Raw genomic sequence first — 17,044 nt, forward strand, 5'->3', positions numbered from 1 at the left:
ATTTCAAATCTTATTTAAGGATCTAGAAATTAGGAGGTATGTTTTTTGAACTGGATATTATGAAGTTTTTTATAAAACCCATTTTCTTTTGCTAGCAATTCTTTTTGAGTACCTTGTTCAATTAGTTGTCCATTTTGTATGACCACAATTTTATGAGCACGAGCAATCGTTGAAAGGCGATGAGCAATAATGATCGTTGTGCGTCCTTTAGTAAGGTGGTGAATGGCTTCATTAATTTGTGCTTCGGTGTGTGAATCGAGCGCACTTGTTGCTTCATCAAGAATCAGAATTTCACTATCGTGAATCATTGCTCTAGCGATAGCGAGTCGTTGTTTTTGCCCCCCTGAAAGATTACAGCCATTATCACCTATCTGTGTATCATAACCATTTGGCAAACTCATAATAAAGTCATGAGCATTTGCTGCTTTTGCTGCTTCGATAATTTCGTCATCACTAGCCCCTTCTTTTCCAAGCCCGATATTATATTTAACAGTTCCTTGAAAGAGAAAAGTATCCTGTCCTACATAGGCCATCAGGTTTCTCAGAGAGCGAAATGTTGTGTAGCGAATGTCTTGATCATTAATCAATATGCGTCCTTTTGTGGGGTCATAGAGGCGCATAATAAGGTTGATAAGGGTTGATTTTCCCGAACCGGATGGTCCCACCAATGCTGTCATTTTTCCGGCTTCTATTTCTAGATTGATGTCTTTCAATATCATTTTGTTATTAGTGTATGCAAAAGAAACATGTTCGAAACGAATAGTTCCTTGCGTTTTATTCAGATCTTTAGCTTCTTTATGTTCTACAACTGTAAGGGGACAATCGAGTATTTCAAACATCGTACGGATATTGACCAAGCCAGATTCAATTTTAACACGTACATTTGCTAGTCTTTTTGCGGGTTCATAAGCTAAAAGTAAAGCAACAATAAAGGACATAAATTCACCTTGAACACCTGCGCGTTGGGTTGCAAGATAACCGGAAAAACAAATAATACCTGCAATGGCAACACCCGTGAGTGTTTCCATAATTGGATTGGTAATAGCTTCGAGTGTTGCAATACTGTTTGTTTGTTTTTCAACATCACAAATGGCTTTGTCCATCCGTTTTTTCATGACTTCTTCTAGTGAAAAGGCCTTGATGATTCGAATACCAACAGCCGTTTCCTGTACGATTTTGATAATTTCACCAAGTGAAAGGAGCTCTTTTTCCATCAAGCTGCGAACGCGTTTTAAAGCCATTCGAACGCCTAAAAAAGCTAGTGGTCCTACGATTAAAGTAATGGAGATTAACACAAAGTTTTGAATGAACATGACAAGCAACAGACCACTAACGGAAAGCAAATCACGTACAAAAGTTGTGATAATAGTATCAATTATATTACGTACGGCTGTTGCATTATGAGTTACACGAACAAGAAGATCAGATGAAGTATTATTATGATAAAAAGAGACTCCTTGTTCCATAAGTCGTGCAAAAATTTTACGCTGTTGTTCAGCAATGATACTGTTGCCTGCTTTGTTTAGAAAGTAAGTTTGGAAAAAAGTTGCAACTCCTTTGAGAATAAAGATAAAAGCAATGAAGCTAGAAATCAAAACAATCATAGGAAAATTTTGTGCATCAATAATCTGATTAACAACATCCCGCATAATCCATGCACTGGTTGCTGTGGTACAAGAAATGATGATCATTGAGAAGATAGCCGCACTGTACCAACGCATATGTTTACGAAAATTTTCTCGTAAAAGGCGGATAATAAGATGTTTGTCGAAAGAGGAAATTTGTTTTTTAGCCATGAAGTGCTTCTATATTCTCTCATTATTTTATGCAAGATTGAAACACTCTTAATTAAAAAGCCCCTTAATCTTTTTTACAAAAATAGTCTTTTCTTTCAAGGCTCATCATATCAATTTCACGACGGCGAGAGTGAAGAATGTAGTGCAAAGTTTCTGTAAAAGGTATAACGAAAATTCGTTGTTCATCATTATTTTTAGTTTTCAATAAAAGATACCGGCGGGTTTCACTATTGTATTTACCAATTTCCGTATTGTGATAGCCTTTGGCACTTGAAATGGCTCACAAAAAACATTTCTGCTTTTTTAATAATTTTTTATGTATCATCTCCATTTGTGATGTGTAAGCAAACAATTTCGCCGCATTGCATGATAAGAGTGCTTGAAATAAGAAGGCCTTACGATGTTTGAGCTTTCTCATTTAATATGCAAAATAACGAATTCTTCTTATAAATCGATCAAGCATTATTAAACTCTTAAAAGGCTTTATACACATTTATAAAACCTTAAAAGCACCACAAAAACTCTATGTGGTGCTTCTAAAAATACCATACGCCCATGCTAATGAGTTGCATGCGAATATTATTCCAATGCAAAACTATTTAGGTGCTATCACCATCATCATTTGCCGGCCTTCAAGCTTTGGCTCCAATTCGATTTTGGCAATTTCACTTGTATCTTCTTTCACACGCTGAAGAAGCTTTAATCCAAGATCTTGGTGAGCCATCTCACGACCACGAAAACGCAAAGTAATCTTTACTTTATCACCATGATCAATAAAGCGATGAACAGCCTTGAGCTTGACTCCATAATCATGGACATCAACATTTGGGCGCATCTTAATCTCTTTGATTTCGATGACTTTTTGCTTCTTACGTGTTTCAGCAGCTTTTTTTTGGGTTTGATATTTTAATTTTCCCAAATCGATGATTTTACATACGGGTGGCTCTGCATTTGGTACAATCTCAACCAAATCAAGTCCCGCATCTGCAGCCATAGCAAGAGCTTCTTGTATCGCAACAACTCCCTGATGTTGTCCCTCATCATTGATAAGCTGAACATGAGGTACCCGAATATCCTTATTTGAACGTGGTCCGTCTTTTTGGGTAGGTGTCATTTTAAACGGTTTACGAATGGTTTATGCTCCTTAAATTTTGATTCAACTACAGTTAATTTAATATACAATTATGCACCTAAAAACAACTATAATTCGTGTTATTTTCATTATTTGATTTATTACTTTTTGGAATGATTTAGATTATAAAAGTTTTCTCTTAATTTAAAGAAATTGTTTTATGGAGGATAAAGAATCATGGATCAACATATTCCTTGTCAGTTTTTTTCGTTTGAGAACACCACACTTGCAGTACGCTATCGCAAGGGGCGCCAATCTCCAGGTTTGGTTTGGCTTCCTGGCTATCAATCCGATATGTTGGGAAGTAAGGCAACGTTAGTTGATCAGTTTGCTCAGAAGAATGATTTGTCTTGTTTACGTTTTGATTATTCTGGACATGGAGAATCTGAAGGTGATTTTTTTCAAGGAACAATTTCGCGTTGGGTTAAGGAAAGTTTAGCGACTTTTGAAACCTATTGTGAGGGTCCACAAATTTTGATTGGTTCCTCTATGGGTGGGTGGATTGCACTAAGGCTTGCTATGATGCTAGCACAGAAAAATAAGAAGCTTGCTGGCATGATATTGATTGCTCCAGCGCCTGATTTTACACAAACATTGGTGGAACCCAAATTAGGCCCAGAAGAATGGAAGATTTTGGAAGAAAAAGGCTATATTGAACGACCTGCTGTTGATGATACAGAGCCAATGCCCTTTACAAAAAAATTAATTGAAGATGGGCGCAAAAATTGTGTTATGAAAGGATGCATTGATGTTGGGTGTCCAGTCCATATTCTACAAGGGATGGAAGATGAAGATATTCCCTATCAGCATACATTGACTTTACTTGATCATTTACCTCTCCATGATGTAACGTTGACACTTGTTCGTGATGCTGATCATCGCTTTTCTCGTCCACAAGATTTAGATTGCCTTGAAACAGTATTGAGATCTTTTATTAATCAGATTAATGCAAAATAAGGGGTACATTTATTGATGAAGATAAAAATATATGAGCATTTCTAAACAGCATTTTATTTTTTCTGATCGCTCTGTACCTGTACGGGTGCGGGAAAATAAGTATGCACGCCGTCTTACCTTACGTATTGATGCCAGCAGTCAAGAGATTTGTGTAACAACACCACCAGCGATAAGTCTCTGTACGATTCAAAGTTTTATTGAAAAGCATCGATCTTGGATTGAGGCACGTCTTGCTCGTTTACAAATCTCTCATGAAAATGCTTATCTCAAAGAGGGGGCAATGATTCCTTTATTAGGTGTTTCCCATACCATAAAGCATAGAGAAGGGCGTGGGGTAACAGAAATCCTTACAGCAGATGCGGAGCAAGGACCTAAAATTATTGTTTATGGTCAATTAGAATACCTCCCAAGACGCATTGCTGACGTTTTGAAAAAACAAGCAGCACTTATTATAACACCTTTGGTGGCACATTATGCCCATAAAGTAGAGCGTAAAGTCAAATCAATTTGTTATAAAGATACGAGAAGTCGTTGGGGATCTTGTTCAATAGATAAGCGTCTTTCTTTTTCTTGGCGCCTTGTTATGGCACCAAAAGAAGTTGTGGAATATGTTGTTGCTCATGAGGTTGCTCATCTTGTTGAAATGAATCACGGACCAAGATTTTGGGCTCTTTGTGAAGAGCTATGTCCTGATAGTAAAACGTACCGTGCTTGGTTGAAGGAAAATGCCCATAGATTGCAAGCAATTAATTTTGATTCATATAATTTAGAGGCGTAAAAAACTTTCAAATGAAGGCAACATTTAACGGAACTTTTTGTTGAGTGTTTTGTTGTGTGTGTGCTTGCTCATTTATAATGAGGAAGCCATTGAAGCTCTCAGCACGATTGTTCTCCCCTGCTTGGTTTGCTGAGTGTCTTCAATGTTTTTTCTTTATCTTTTTTGTAATTCAGCGTAATAACCTTAAGTTCCGATGACTTATAAAAAATGGGAAGGGACCTTATGCCTGTTCTTACAGATCCACTTCAGCTACTAAAGAGACTTATCCGTTGTCCTTCTGTTACACCTCATGAAGCGGGGGCTTTATCAACTTTGGAACAATTTTTGAAAAAAATGGGATTTCACGTCGAGCGCCCTATTTTTACGGATAAAAATACAGATAATGTTGAAAATCTTTATGCAAAAATGGGAAATGAAGGACCCCATCTTATGTTTGCGGGTCATACAGATGTCGTACCACCAGGTGCATTGGAAGATTGGACTTATTCACCTTTTGAAGCTGTCATAGATCAGGGGAAATTATATGGGCGGGGTGCTGTTGATATGAAGGGCGGAATCGCTTGTTTTATTGCGGCGCTAGCGCGAGTTCTTGAGAAACGATCCATTAAAGGAATGGTAAGTTTTTTGATTACCGGTGATGAAGAGGGACCTGCTGTTAATGGTACCGTCAAACTTCTCAAATGGGCAGAAAAAAAAGGCGAAAAATGGACTGCGGCTCTTGTGGGGGAACCAACAAGTGTAAAGACTGTTGGGGATGTCATCAAAATCGGTCGCCGCGGATCGATTTCTGGTATCATTACCGTGAAAGGTCGCCAAGGTCATGTTGCTTTTCCAGAGCGGGCTACTAATCCCTTGCCTTTGGCAAGTAAGCTTATTCAAGCATTGACACAAACTGATTTAGATAAAGGGACAGAGAATTTTCAACCCAGTAATCTAGAGCTAACAAGCATCGATACCGGTAATTTAGCGGTCAATGTTATCCCAGCGCAGACAACAGTTCATTTTAATATACGCTACAATGATCTTTGGACAAAAGAAACACTGATGAAGGAAATTGAAAAGCGTCTTGCTTTGGTGCAATCAAAAAACAATGGTGACCAATATCCCTCTTATCAGCTTGAATGGATTCCAAGTTTAGGAGATGTTTTTTTGACCAAAAATGATAAACTCATTCAAACTTTATCCAATGCTATTAAAAGTGTAACAGGGAATATACCAGAATGTTCCACTTCTGGTGGTACTTCAGATGCGCGATTTATTAAGGATTATTGCCCAGTGATTGAATTTGGCTTACCAGGGCAAACGATGCATATGGTAGATGAGTGTGTGGCCCTTGATGCAGTGGAAACTCTTACTGCTATTTATGAGCGTTTTATTATTGAATTTTTTGCATAAAGAAAAGATTTTTGGTTCAAAAATACCTTTATCTTGTTGAGCTATAAGATATTGACATTTAAGGTGTGGTGATATGAGTCTCGTAAGACTTAATATATTAAGTGGTTTTAGAGTAAGTGATGAATATTCTTAAGTTGGGATTCTTGCCTGTAGAGTTTTTAGTTAAGTGAATTACATAATTGGAAAGCCAAGGGAGACCTGCTTGAAGAAGTAGAACTGTTTAGACCATATTGGATTGAAAATATTCGTTCTTTAAAGTGTAGAAAGGAAGTCACACGCAATCATATATGGAAAACAATGAATATTATATCATCATTGTGTGATGACAGGTTGAAGCCATAAAGACACACAAAAACATGCTGCTATTGTAAAAAGTTCGTACAACATAAATGCGCTCATTCACAGCTCATGTTTTGATATGTTTTCTGCACTCTCATAAAAGGTACTTCTTGTTCCAATTAGACTCTCTTAGAATAAAGCCTATAGGAAAAGCGCTTTAAGTTTGTTTTATTTCATATATTTTGCCATGCTTTTTTTGTCCCCAAGAACTTCCGTTGCAAAATCATTACGAGATAGAAGGTGAGCTTATTTAATCAGCTTTAATCTTGGTTATGATAAAGATACACAGAATTTTTTGTAGCAGCACGTTGACTTCTTGAGCCAAGGATTGTCCTAGTATTATTCTCAATTTTTTAATAAAATAACCTTAAAGGACGCGTACAGATACTCATAAGTATTATGCATACAAGTAAGATCATATGGGATTAACATCGTTTCGCTCGCTAACAAAGCAATCTCGATTCATATCGGGTATATTTGCCATTTGAGTGCATTATTTGTTTAATAAAGCTCGTGATTTTGCTGTGACCTATAAATCAATACCAATCATACAGCCGCGTATCTCAAATAAATATTGGTTCAGTACTTTTTGCGATAACCGCTTTTACATGCCAGAATAGGATAAAAGTATTGCGTATATCTATTTTTTATAATCTCTGAAACAGACATACAATTTCATTGAGGAAAAATATAAAGGTATAAAGGTGAAAATCAGCGTGCTTTTTTACTTTCTTTTTTATTCGGCTTTACGGTTTTCAAAAGTAAATAGAGTAAGATCTTTTTAAATAATCAGAAATTGATGCATGGCTTCATGCTTATTTCTATGGTTCTTTTAATGGTGCCACGATTTCATAAAGAAAAAATACATTATCGTGTTATGCATTCACGTATTTGTTTTAGAGAAATTTTCTCAATGTTTGTCACATTTGTGCTACTACGGTGCTTATGAATGTTGTAATATAAAATCTATAATGCCTCCCCATCTTTATGTTTATGAAAAATAAAGTTAGAGCACCATACACTTTCTAGCTCAAAATATTGCAATAGCTTTTAGCACTTAAGAGTGTTCATAAGAGGCCTTTTTACTCCTTTTTTATAGTTTTTATCCACATGCTTCTCTATTTTTAAGGTGTAAGCAAATGGCGATAACTAACTTGCTATAAATAGTTTTGAAATGAGAGAAGCTCACAATATTCTAATCTCACCTTGCTATGAAAAATGATAATTATGATTAAAATAAGTATGTTGTTATAAAAACTTTAATTTGCAAGTTGGCTGATGATGTGATCAAGAACAATACGTCCTTTGGTTGTTGCTTTTAAGCGTTGGTTATCCACCATTTCTATCAATTCTTGGTGTTGTAAATCGATCAGTTTTTCCATTGGGATACGTTTAGGGCTTAAGGTTTCATAGCGTATAAGTTCTAAGCCTTCGCAAAGGCGTAATCCCATAAGGAGCATTTCATTTGCCTGTTGTTCAGTGGTTAAATGTTCCGTTTCAATACAGCCATGTCCTGTTGTTTCTACCAAATTAAGCCACTGTTCGGGATGCTTTTCATTTATTGTGACATAACGTTCGCGGTTTTCAAGGTGTGATGACAATGTTTTTGAACAGAAAGAGGAATGATTCGATGCGTGCTCAATGAAACGTCCATGTGCTCCTGGACCAAAGCCTGCATATTGGTGATAACGCCAATAAAGAAGATTGTGTGCTGATTCGGCACCGGGCATTGCATGGTTTGAGATTTCATAGGCAGGAAGTCCATGTAGTGCCGTTATTTCTTGAGTAAGATGATACAGATCTGCTGCTAGCTCTGATGGGGGAAGGATAAGTCTTCCTGCATCATGAAGCCGTTTAAAGGCGGTTCCTTCTTCGATCGTCAATTGATAAAGAGAAAGATGGTCCGCTGCTAAATCAATTGCTTGTACAAGTTCAGATTTCCATTGTTCAAGGGTTTGTTCGGGGCGGGCATAAATGAGATCAAAGGATAAACGTGGAAAAATTTGCCGTGCTAAAGCAATGGCACAAAGAGCTTGTTCCACATTATGGAGTCGGCCAAGTTTGCGCAATGCTTTATCATTGAGCGCTTGTATCCCTAGAGATAAGCGATTAACACCTGCCGCACGGTATCCACGAAAGCGCTCTGCTTCCACACTGGATGGATTAGCTTCTAATGTAATTTCAACTTTATCATCGACTACCCATTTTTTTGCAAGTGCTTGCAATAGGGCATCGACAGTTTGCGGCTCCATAAGGGAAGGGGTTCCTCCACCAATAAAAATACTTGTAATATGGCGTGGGCCTATTTTGTGGTATTGCGTTTCTATTTCGCGCTTAAAGGCGGTGACAAAACGTGGTTGATCAACACCATGGATGCGAACATGCGAATTAAAGTCACAATAAGGACATTTAGCTGCACAAAAGGGCCAATGAATGTAAATGCCAAAAGGTTCATTCATGAGAATGCTAAAAGGTTTTCTGCCAAAAGTTTGAAAGCACGTGCGCGATGTGAAAGAGGGGGAATATCATTACGTTTCCAGTTGTGTTTTTGCTCTGTTGACATTTCTCCAAAGGTATTTTCACATCCATCGGGTAAAAAAATAGGATCAAAACCAAAGCCTTTATCTCCCCGTGGAGGCCAAATGAACGTTCCTTCAACGCATCCACGGAAGTAATCTGCATGAGCATCAGGCCATGCAATGCAAATGACGGATATAAAACGGCATTTCCGTTGACTTTTTTCTCGTGCTCCGACTTTTTGGAGTTCATTTTCTATTTTTTTCATAGCTTTTGGAAAATTACGTGTACCATCGGCTTGAATTGCCCAATCAGCGGTATAAACGCCTGGCGCACCCTCCAATGCATCTACCTCTAAGCCTGAATCATCAGATAGGGCAGGAAGTCCTGTTTTTTTTGCTGCTGAAAAAGCTTTAATATAAGCATTTTCTTCAAATGTTTTTCCCGTTTCTTTTGGTTCTGGCAAGCCCAGTTCTTTTGCCGATTGTATTATTAAACCGAAAGGCGTAATTAAAGTAGTGATTTCATGCAATTTTCCGGTGTTATGTGTAGCAATGACAAGTTTTTTATCTGCTATGCTTCTCATATAGATTTCTCCAAAAATGAAAGGGGAATTATTTTTGTGCTAAAAACCGACTTTAATGCTCATACACACACATTTTACATGATATGATTATTTTACACGTTTAATGATATTTTATTCCAATAAAATTTTTTATCTTGTATGAAGATAACCTTGCAAAGATATGAAAGACATCTCTTTATTTATGATAGCATTTTTATGGTAAATTTCCAATTTCCTGCTTGCTCTAAAGGGTGAAATTTTCTATCTACAGCGGTTTTTAATCAATCTAGATTCTCTTGATAAGTCCCTACAGCAGACCACTTTACAGATCAACTCTTATCTTAAATATTTCTCACACACTCTAACAAAAAATATTTCCTGCGTAATTTATCAAGCATCACTCTGAAAGGTAGCATTTTACAGCTCAATAGGATAATATATTTTTATACTACTTTAGACTATTTGACCAAACCTTGGCAAAACTTATATAAGAGATGAGGATTTTAAAAGTAGTGAAACAATTGTGATGAAGCACAAAACTATTGATAATGAACTAAAATATCTTGATGAACGTTCGCGTGATATTTTTCGCCATATTGTTGAAGCTTATCTTAATGATGGTGAACCTGTAGGGTCACGTAATCTTTCGCGGCTTTTACAACAGACATTATCGCCTGCGACGATTCGCAATGTGATGAGTGATCTTGAACATCTCGGTTTGATTTATGCACCACATGTTTCTGCGGGTCGAATGCCGACACAATCAGGTTTACGCTTTTTTGTTGATGCATTTATGGAAGCGGGTGATTTGCCAAACGAAGAGCGAGAAAATATTGAAATGCAAGTCAAAGAGGCTGGTCATGCACAATCGGTTGAACATTTTCTTGTTCAAGCAAGCCGAGTTCTTTCAGATCTTTCACGTGGGGCAGGGCTTGTTTTAGCAACAAAACAAGAAGGAACATTGAAACATATTGAATTTGTGCGCCTTGATAGGGAGCACGCTCTTGCCGTTTTGGTGACTCAACAAGGTGAAGTTGAAAATCGTATTGTTCATTTACCAGAAGGGGTTACCCATGCACAATTGACGGAAGCAACGAATTTTCTCAATGCCCATATTCAAGGGCGTACATTGAGTGAAGCTAAAGGGGAAATTGCCCGCTTATGCGCAGAAACAAGGGCCGCACTTGATGATTTATCACATCATCTTGTTGAAACGGGATTAGCTCTTTGGGGAGGAGAAGATGCTGATCATAAAATACACCTCATTGTTCGCGGGCGTAGCAATTTACTTGAAGATGTGAAAGCAGAAGAAGATTTAGAACGGTTACGCCATTTGTTTGATGATCTTGAAACGCGCGAGAGTATGGCACAGCTTCTCGATTTAACGGATGAAGGTTCTGGGGTTAGAATTTTTATTGGTTCAGAAAATAAGTTATTTTCTCTTTCTGGTTCTTCTTTAGTTGTAGCACCTTATCGAGATTCACAACAAAGAGTCATTGGTGCTTTAGGTGTTATTGGTCCTACACGGCTTAATTATGCAAGGATTGTGCCCATGGTTGATTATACAGCTCAACTTGTGTCACAGTTATTGCGTTAAAACGATGCAAGTAAGTATTTGTACTATAAAAGCTCATTGTATTATATACATCGCTACCCCTTGATTTTTGTCTGTAGAATTTCGATATCGAGAATAACGAATCTTATGAAGGAATAAAATTTTTATGTCTGATGAAAAAAACAAATTTACTGACGCTTCATTTGAAAATTGTGATTTAAAAAATCCAGCTGATCGTAATACACTTAAACAGGCAGCCGATGAATTTTTAAAAACACATAAAACAGAGGAACACGAAGTCGTTGAAACAGAAAGCAATGAGGTTAGTGATCTTTTAGCGTCTTTGCAGGATGAAAATAAAGAACTGAAAGATCAGCTTTTACGTCTTGTTGCAGATATGGAAAATCTTCGACGCCGTACTATGCGAGATGTGGCGGATGCAAAGGCTTATTCCATTGCTAATTTTGCACGGGATATGTTATCGGTTTCTGACAATCTCAATCGTGCTTTGGAAGCTATTCCAGAAGGTGCACGGGAGAGTGATGCTGGTTTGAAATCATTGGCAGAAGGTGTTGAAATGACTGAACGTGCCATGATGGCAGCATTAGAACGTCATGGGGTGCAAAAAATTCATCCAGAGGGGCAAAAATTTGATCCTCACTTTCATCAAGCGATGTTTGAAATTCCCAATGCTGATGTTCCAGATAATACTGTTCAACAAGTGGTTCAGGCAGGTTATATTATCGGGGAAAGGGTGTTACGTCCAGCTATAGTGGGTGTAGCTAAAGGAGGAGCAAAAGAAGCTTCTGTTGAAGCTGATTCGGCTTAAAACACATCAATAACAAACCTCTATCGTAAAATGCAGTATTCCCTGCAGTTTCATATATATAGGGTCTTTTCTCAAAGAGTTTTTAAAGGGTGTGACAAACACCCTTTTATTTTTGAAGTGGCCAATTTCCTTTTACAATATAGGGAGCCTTATTTAAGGGAGAGGCCGATAACAATAAAACAAAATGATCAACTTCAAAAGGAGGGACAAAAAAATCATCTTGAAAAGATAGATAAGAAGAAAGATCTTTAAGATTAATATCAAATATTCGTGCAAGAGTGATATGCGGAATAAACAGTCTTTCATCAGGCTTTAACTCTAATTTATTCCGAATATATTGCATCTTTTCATGTAAAAGAGTAAGCTTTTCACAAGGTTCAATGCGAACCACAAGAGAATGGGGAGCATTTTCTGAACCAAAAACTTCAAAACCCTTTATCTGTAGCGTAAAAGAAGGAAGTTCTATAGTGTTAAAGGTATGCATAATTTCATCTGCTGTAGAACTTTCAACTTCGCCAAAAAAAGATAAGGTGACATGAAAATTTTGCGGGTTGATCCATTGCGCTTTTGGTAAGCCATTTTGCAATGATACGAGGGCTTTTGTTGTTTGTTGAGGAATCTGGAGAGCACTAAATAGACGACCCATGATATTATCTCCTTATAATGAAAGATGCTATCCCAAGCGCAATATAGATAATAAGGGCGGGGCACGTACCACATAAAACAAGGCAATAGTATAGAAAAAGAATGTCTAAAAAATGCTTACTATAATTATGAGCGTACAAAGCTTATTCGTTTTAAGAAAATGGTTATGACATTGATAAGAATTGCGTTTTCATGATCTGTATCACAATGATGTGCAATGGAAGATTACTTGTGTATTATAAAGGCTACAAAGTTAGCAGAAAATAAGAAAAGTTGATAGATTGTTGATGTGCGAAATTATTTTGACATTTATCTTTAGCCTAAAATAAAGCATATTCTAATACAAGGTGAAGAGTTCTCTTTTCTGTAAAGATTTAATTATATGATTAAGTCGGGGAATAGCCATAATACGCAAAACTATTCAAATTGGTCAAATAATGTTAGGAAAGGAAGAAAAAACCAGCATAACAAAATTACTATAAGCTTTTACATTTATGATAATTATACCAATCCATAATGGATATGAATATTGGTATAAAAGCGGGAAGAGAAATTAAATTTCAAAATAATGATGGAAAGTTCCTATTTTCTAAGAATTATCATCCTTGTTTATGATGAAAAAGCACTAGTTTTCCTCTCCAAAGTTGTTATTGATGAGCTTTTCAAGAGCATTAAGAGCATCTGTTGCTTCTGGCCCTGAAACACGAATGGTGAGGTTGCAACCGGATGAAGCCGCTAGCATCATAAGTCCCATAATTGATGATCCGCCAACAATTTTTCCATCTTTTTCAACTTCAACAGTAACATTAAAATTGTCAACAGTTTGTACAAATTTTGCAGAAGCACGTGCATGCAACCCACGTTTATTACAGATATTGAAATGACGACTTATACACGGGAGGGTATCTTTGGAAAACATTGGTATTTTATTATCCGCTAATCATACTTGGTACATTAATATATTTACGCCCTGCTTCTTGTGCTATTCTTAACGCGTCTGATAATGAAATATCCGGACATTTGCGAATAGAAATCAGTTTAATAAGCATGGGCAAATTAACACCCGCAATCATTTCAACGCGTCCTTTTTCAATAGCAGGAATAGCTATATTTGATGGTGTTCCACCGAACACATCTGTTAATATGATGACGCCATGATCCGTATCTGTATCGGTTACTGCGGCTATAATATCACCTCGGCGCTGATCTATATCGTCATCGGGATAAACGCATATTGTTGCGAACTTTTCTTGTACTCCAACAACATGTTCCACGGCATGTAAAAATTCGACAGCCAGCTCACCGTGCGTTACAAGCACGAGTCCAATCATTTACGCAAACTCCTGTTAACTAATAAGACCCAACCATATTGGTGGGAAAGACATTGTACAAGGCTTTATCTTGCTGCCAAGAAAAATTTGCAAAAAAAAGGCAAAAATTGTGATTTTTTTATCTTTAGAAAAAAATTAGACAGATTTTTGCCATATTTTTTTAAACAAAAATGCTTCAATAGCTTGACAAATGGCGGTACAATCGGCTTCACGAAGAGAGGGAAGTTTTAAAAGAGGAATGTGCAAATTTTCAAATTGAAAAGTTTTATTTGTGGAAAAACGTTCATATTCCGGACCGAGAAAAATAACACAATCGATAATTGTGTGCTTTTCAAATTCTATCATATAAAGACCAACGCCACGAATCTCGATGCCGCCCTCTAAATTATCGGGAGTGTATCCGTGAAGCTTTCCATTTTCCGCACGCAACATTGTATAATCATCACTGATAAGCTTCGCTTCACGTTTTGACCACTCAGCGCGGTCAAGCAAAGAAAGGGTGAGGGTTGATTTTCCTGATCCCGATGGACCTATAATTAACAGCCCCTTGCCGCCTAGTTGAAGGCAATTTGCGTGGAGTATTTCACATTTTGTTTTCATGTCTTTTACTTTGGATAAAAGATTTATTTAGCAAGCGGAAGCATAATAGTAAAACGTGCACCAGTTTTACACTTCCCAAGTGTAGGATCAATAATATTTTCGGCTGTAATTGTCCCATTATGAGCTTCGATGATTTGCCGACTAATAGAAAGGCCAAGTCCAGAGTTTTGCCCAAAAGCATCTTCATTTGGTCGATCTGTATAAAAACGTTCAAAAATGCGTTCAATATTTTCTGAACGAATACCTGGGCCATTATCTTCAATGGTTAAAATAAGGGTTGAAGCATGACTTTTCATAGTAATGCAAATTTTGCCACGATTCCGAGGAATAAAAGAACGCGCATTTTCAAGAAGATTTGAAATCACTTGTCCTAAACGGAGTTCGTGTCCCAATACAAGATAGGCTTTTCCATGAGGACGTGGGACAATATTAAGGCTTATATCAATGGTTTGCGTATTACGATACACTTCCTGAACAGCATGAACAAGACTTTCCAAAAGCGGTGTCATATCAACAATCTCTGCGGTTTCTCGTGCAAGCTCTGCATCGAGCCGTGATGCATCAGAAATATCTGTAATCAACCGATCAAGGCGGCGCACATCATGTTGAATAATTTCAAGCAATTTCTCTTGTGCTTCTTCATTTTTAGCCAGAGGGAGCGTTTCAACAGCACTGCGTAGAGAGGTGAGAGGATTTTTTAATTCGTGGCTTACATCAGCAGCAAAGCGTTCAATGGCTTCAATACGCATATAAAGGGCATTGGTCATATCACGAATAGAAGTTGAAAGGTGACCAATTTCATCTTCACGCATTGAAAAATCAGGAATTTCTACACGCTGATTATTGCCATTACGCACTCGATTAGCCGAGGCAGATAATTTACTTAATGGATGGGCAATCGTATGGGCCAAAAAGAGAGAAAGAACCAAAAGTACGCTACCTACAACGGCAAAAACTTTAAAGATAACCAGTCTTTCGCCTTTTACAATGTTATCAATATCGGAACCAGTGGTTGAAAGAAGAAGAGCTCCAACCACTGCGCGATAGCGTTGAACAGGAACGGCAACAGAAACAATTAATTGCCCTTGTCTGTTGCGTCTTTTTGCCGTAGCAAGAGATCCGTTTAATGCGCGGTACACTTCTGGATAAGCAATACCACTGGTTTTTGTTTGTTCTCTGTCAAGAGCAATACCTTTACCATAAAATGCGCTTGAATACCATGAAGTAAGGCGATCCCACATGTTTTGTTCTGTTTTAAGTGGGGGTAAATCATAACTAAAAACTTCTCCACTAGAATAAAGAACGCGCGAATCAAGAAGGAGAGTAGCATCACGATCATAGATACGTGCTCTTGTCGTTTTAGGTGTGATGAGACGCCGTAAAAGAGGGGCAACTTGCTCAGGGTTAATAGGAAAATCCCAAGAATCGGTTGATTGAGGGGCTGGTGTAACGCTTTCACCAGTCTGTAACTCTAAGAGTTTTTGGGGATCAATGAGGATAGAATTTGTATCTACTGTTGCAGAAGCAGCAATAGCCCCAGCAATAATTTTTCCTTGGGTACATAAACTTTTAATTTTTGCTTCAATTAAACCATCGCGAAATTGGTTAAGGTATAAAATGCCTGTAACTAAAACGGCAAGGGCAGCAATGTTTAATATAACAATGCGACGTGTAAGGCTGGAAAAAAGCAATTGTCTAAAGAGACGTTGTATTCGAAGATGCAAACGAGAAAACATAAGAAATGGCGTTGAGGATGTACCATTAACGGTTGTTTTTTGTAAAGTTTCCAGTTGAGAATTGTCTGTCATCGATTTGATTGCCGTTCAAATTTTTGCGACAAAGTAGTTTTATACCTCGTGGAAACGATAACCTACACCATAAAGTGTTTCAATCATTGCAAAATCATCATCCACTTGTTTAAACTTTTTACGCAGACGTTTAATGTGACTATCAATGGTGCGATCATCTACGTAGACTTGATCACTATAGGCAGCATCCATTAAAGCATCACGACTTTTTACAACTCCTGGTCTTTGTGCTAAGGTTTGCAGAATCAAAAATTCCGTAACGGTTAAAATAACAGGTTTATCTTTCCATGTACAGGTATGGCGTTCTTGATCCATCACAAGATCTCCACGTTTGAGAGAAGAGGTGGAAGAAGTTCCTGTAGAAAGCGGTTGGTTACGTGCATTAGAACGGCGCAAAATAGCTTTCACGCGTTCAATAAGAAGACGTTGGGAGAAAGGTTTAGTAATAAAATCATCAGCTCCCATTTTGAGACCAAATAATTCATCAATTTCATCATCTTTAGAGGTGAGAAAAATAACTGGAAGATCAGATTTTTGACGCAAACGACGCAAAAGTTCCATCCCATCCATTCGGGGCATTTTAATATCAAAAATAGCTAAGTGTGGAGGGTGAAGTGTGAGACCCTTGAGTGCAGATGCTCCATCTGTATAGCTTTCAACCCGATATCCTTCTGTCTCAAGCGCAAAAGATAAAGATGTCAAAATATTGCGATCATCATCAACAAGTACAATCGTTTGTGTGATTGTTGGTGTATCTTTCATGGTTTCTTAGACCTTTCTATTGCTGTGGTAGCAAA

At 37.5% G+C, this 17,044-nt stretch carries 15 protein-coding genes; 5 read left to right on the forward strand and 10 right to left on the reverse strand.

What is annotated here, in order from left to right:
- Positions 1-29 precede the first annotated feature (29 nt).
- Positions 30-1,796, reverse strand: coding sequence for an ABC transporter ATP-binding protein (locus ACFILD_RS06370; protein WP_273790216.1), 1,767 nt, complete (start codon positions 1,794-1,796; stop codon positions 30-32).
- Between the two features lie 595 nt (positions 1,797-2,391).
- Entirely contained in the window at positions 2,392-2,910 is a 519-nt protein-coding gene (gene infC / locus ACFILD_RS06375; RefSeq protein ID WP_273790218.1) for a translation initiation factor IF-3, read from the reverse strand.
- 195 nt (positions 2,911-3,105) lie between these two features.
- Between infC and ACFILD_RS06380 the strand changes: the two genes are divergently transcribed.
- The 3 genes from ACFILD_RS06380 (at position 3,106) to dapE (ending at position 6,058) form a co-directional block, all read left to right on the forward strand.
- Positions 3,106-3,885, forward strand: coding sequence for an alpha/beta hydrolase (locus tag ACFILD_RS06380; protein ID WP_375630579.1), 780 nt, complete (start codon positions 3,106-3,108; stop codon positions 3,883-3,885).
- Between the two features lie 31 nt (positions 3,886-3,916).
- Positions 3,917-4,663, forward strand: a complete 747-nt coding sequence (locus ACFILD_RS06385) for a M48 family metallopeptidase (protein WP_273790220.1) — start codon at positions 3,917-3,919, stop codon at positions 4,661-4,663.
- Between the two features lie 222 nt (positions 4,664-4,885).
- Positions 4,886-6,058 (forward strand): succinyl-diaminopimelate desuccinylase, encoded by a 1,173-nt coding sequence (gene dapE / locus ACFILD_RS06390; protein ID WP_375637237.1) that lies wholly within the window; start codon positions 4,886-4,888, stop codon positions 6,056-6,058.
- A gap of 1,598 nt (positions 6,059-7,656) precedes the next feature.
- Here the strand turns inward: dapE and hemW are convergent.
- Both hemW and rdgB read right to left on the reverse strand, forming a co-directional pair.
- Positions 7,657-8,856 (reverse strand): radical SAM family heme chaperone HemW, encoded by a 1,200-nt coding sequence (gene hemW / locus ACFILD_RS06395; protein WP_375643001.1) that lies wholly within the window; start codon positions 8,854-8,856, stop codon positions 7,657-7,659.
- Positions 8,853-9,500: an RdgB/HAM1 family non-canonical purine NTP pyrophosphatase gene (gene rdgB / locus ACFILD_RS06400; protein WP_273790223.1), complete on the reverse strand. Its 648-nt coding sequence runs from the start codon at positions 9,498-9,500 to the stop codon at positions 8,853-8,855. Before rdgB ends, hemW begins: the two co-directional genes overlap by 4 nt.
- Before the next feature lie 505 nt (positions 9,501-10,005).
- Here rdgB and hrcA point away from each other — a divergent pair.
- Together hrcA and grpE are read left to right on the forward strand one after the other, a co-directional pair.
- Positions 10,006-11,076, forward strand: a complete 1,071-nt coding sequence (hrcA, locus tag ACFILD_RS06405; RefSeq protein ID WP_273790224.1) for a heat-inducible transcriptional repressor HrcA — start codon at positions 10,006-10,008, stop codon at positions 11,074-11,076.
- 124 nt (positions 11,077-11,200) lie between these two features.
- Positions 11,201-11,863, forward strand: coding sequence for a nucleotide exchange factor GrpE (gene grpE, locus ACFILD_RS06410; RefSeq protein WP_375606140.1), 663 nt, complete (start codon positions 11,201-11,203; stop codon positions 11,861-11,863).
- 106 nt (positions 11,864-11,969) lie between these two features.
- Here grpE and thpR read toward each other — a convergent pair whose 3' ends face one another.
- The 6 genes from thpR to ACFILD_RS06440 all read right to left on the reverse strand — a co-directional run bounded on the left by thpR (position 11,970) and on the right by ACFILD_RS06440 (position 17,009).
- On the reverse strand, positions 11,970-12,509 hold the full coding sequence (gene thpR / locus ACFILD_RS06415) for an RNA 2',3'-cyclic phosphodiesterase (protein ID WP_375637228.1): 540 nt from the start codon (positions 12,507-12,509) through the stop codon (positions 11,970-11,972).
- 624 nt (positions 12,510-13,133) lie between these two features.
- Positions 13,134-13,427 carry an HPr family phosphocarrier protein gene (locus ACFILD_RS06420; protein ID WP_012754483.1) on the reverse strand — a complete coding sequence of 98 codons (294 nt, stop codon included), beginning with the start codon at positions 13,425-13,427 and terminating at the stop codon, positions 13,134-13,136.
- Positions 13,428-13,437: 10 nt separating this feature from the next.
- Positions 13,438-13,839, reverse strand: coding sequence for a PTS sugar transporter subunit IIA (locus ACFILD_RS06425; protein ID WP_273790227.1), 402 nt, complete (start codon positions 13,837-13,839; stop codon positions 13,438-13,440).
- 135 nt (positions 13,840-13,974) lie between these two features.
- The gene (locus tag ACFILD_RS06430) at positions 13,975-14,439 is read right to left on the reverse strand and encodes an HPr kinase/phosphatase C-terminal domain-containing protein (protein ID WP_273790228.1); all 465 of its coding nucleotides are present in this window, start codon (positions 14,437-14,439) and stop codon (positions 13,975-13,977) included.
- Between the two features lie 23 nt (positions 14,440-14,462).
- On the reverse strand, positions 14,463-16,247 hold the full coding sequence (locus tag ACFILD_RS06435; RefSeq protein WP_273790229.1) for a sensor histidine kinase: 1,785 nt from the start codon (positions 16,245-16,247) through the stop codon (positions 14,463-14,465).
- A 39-nt stretch (positions 16,248-16,286) separates the two neighbouring features.
- On the reverse strand, positions 16,287-17,009 hold the full coding sequence (locus ACFILD_RS06440; RefSeq protein ID WP_005774392.1) for a response regulator transcription factor: 723 nt from the start codon (positions 17,007-17,009) through the stop codon (positions 16,287-16,289).
- Positions 17,010-17,044 lie beyond the last annotated feature (35 nt).

It is taken from the genome of Bartonella sp. CL162QHHD (assembly GCF_042195435.1).
Lineage (GTDB): Bacteria > Pseudomonadota > Alphaproteobacteria > Rhizobiales > Rhizobiaceae > Bartonella.

Coding starts and splice junctions, on each gene's coding strand:
- ACFILD_RS06370 (WP_273790216.1), bottom strand. CDS start 1,796: ATGGCTAAAAAACAAATTTCCTCTTTCGACAAACATCTTATTATCCGC.
- infC (WP_273790218.1), bottom strand. CDS start 2,910: ATGACACCTACCCAAAAAGACGGACCACGTTCAAATAAGGATATTCGG.
- ACFILD_RS06380 (WP_375630579.1), top strand. CDS start 3,106: ATGGATCAACATATTCCTTGTCAGTTTTTTTCGTTTGAGAACACCACA.
- ACFILD_RS06385 (WP_273790220.1), top strand. CDS start 3,917: ATGAGCATTTCTAAACAGCATTTTATTTTTTCTGATCGCTCTGTACCT.
- dapE (WP_375637237.1), top strand. CDS start 4,886: ATGCCTGTTCTTACAGATCCACTTCAGCTACTAAAGAGACTTATCCGT.
- hemW (WP_375643001.1), bottom strand. CDS start 8,856: ATGAATGAACCTTTTGGCATTTACATTCATTGGCCCTTTTGTGCAGCT.
- rdgB (WP_273790223.1), bottom strand. CDS start 9,500: ATGAGAAGCATAGCAGATAAAAAACTTGTCATTGCTACACATAACACC.
- hrcA (WP_273790224.1), top strand. CDS start 10,006: ATGAAGCACAAAACTATTGATAATGAACTAAAATATCTTGATGAACGT.
- grpE (WP_375606140.1), top strand. CDS start 11,201: ATGTCTGATGAAAAAAACAAATTTACTGACGCTTCATTTGAAAATTGT.
- thpR (WP_375637228.1), bottom strand. CDS start 12,509: ATGGGTCGTCTATTTAGTGCTCTCCAGATTCCTCAACAAACAACAAAA.
- ACFILD_RS06420 (WP_012754483.1), bottom strand. CDS start 13,427: ATGTTTTCCAAAGATACCCTCCCGTGTATAAGTCGTCATTTCAATATC.
- ACFILD_RS06425 (WP_273790227.1), bottom strand. CDS start 13,839: ATGATTGGACTCGTGCTTGTAACGCACGGTGAGCTGGCTGTCGAATTT.
- ACFILD_RS06430 (WP_273790228.1), bottom strand. CDS start 14,439: ATGAAAACAAAATGTGAAATACTCCACGCAAATTGCCTTCAACTAGGC.
- ACFILD_RS06435 (WP_273790229.1), bottom strand. CDS start 16,247: ATGACAGACAATTCTCAACTGGAAACTTTACAAAAAACAACCGTTAAT.
- ACFILD_RS06440 (WP_005774392.1), bottom strand. CDS start 17,009: ATGAAAGATACACCAACAATCACACAAACGATTGTACTTGTTGATGAT.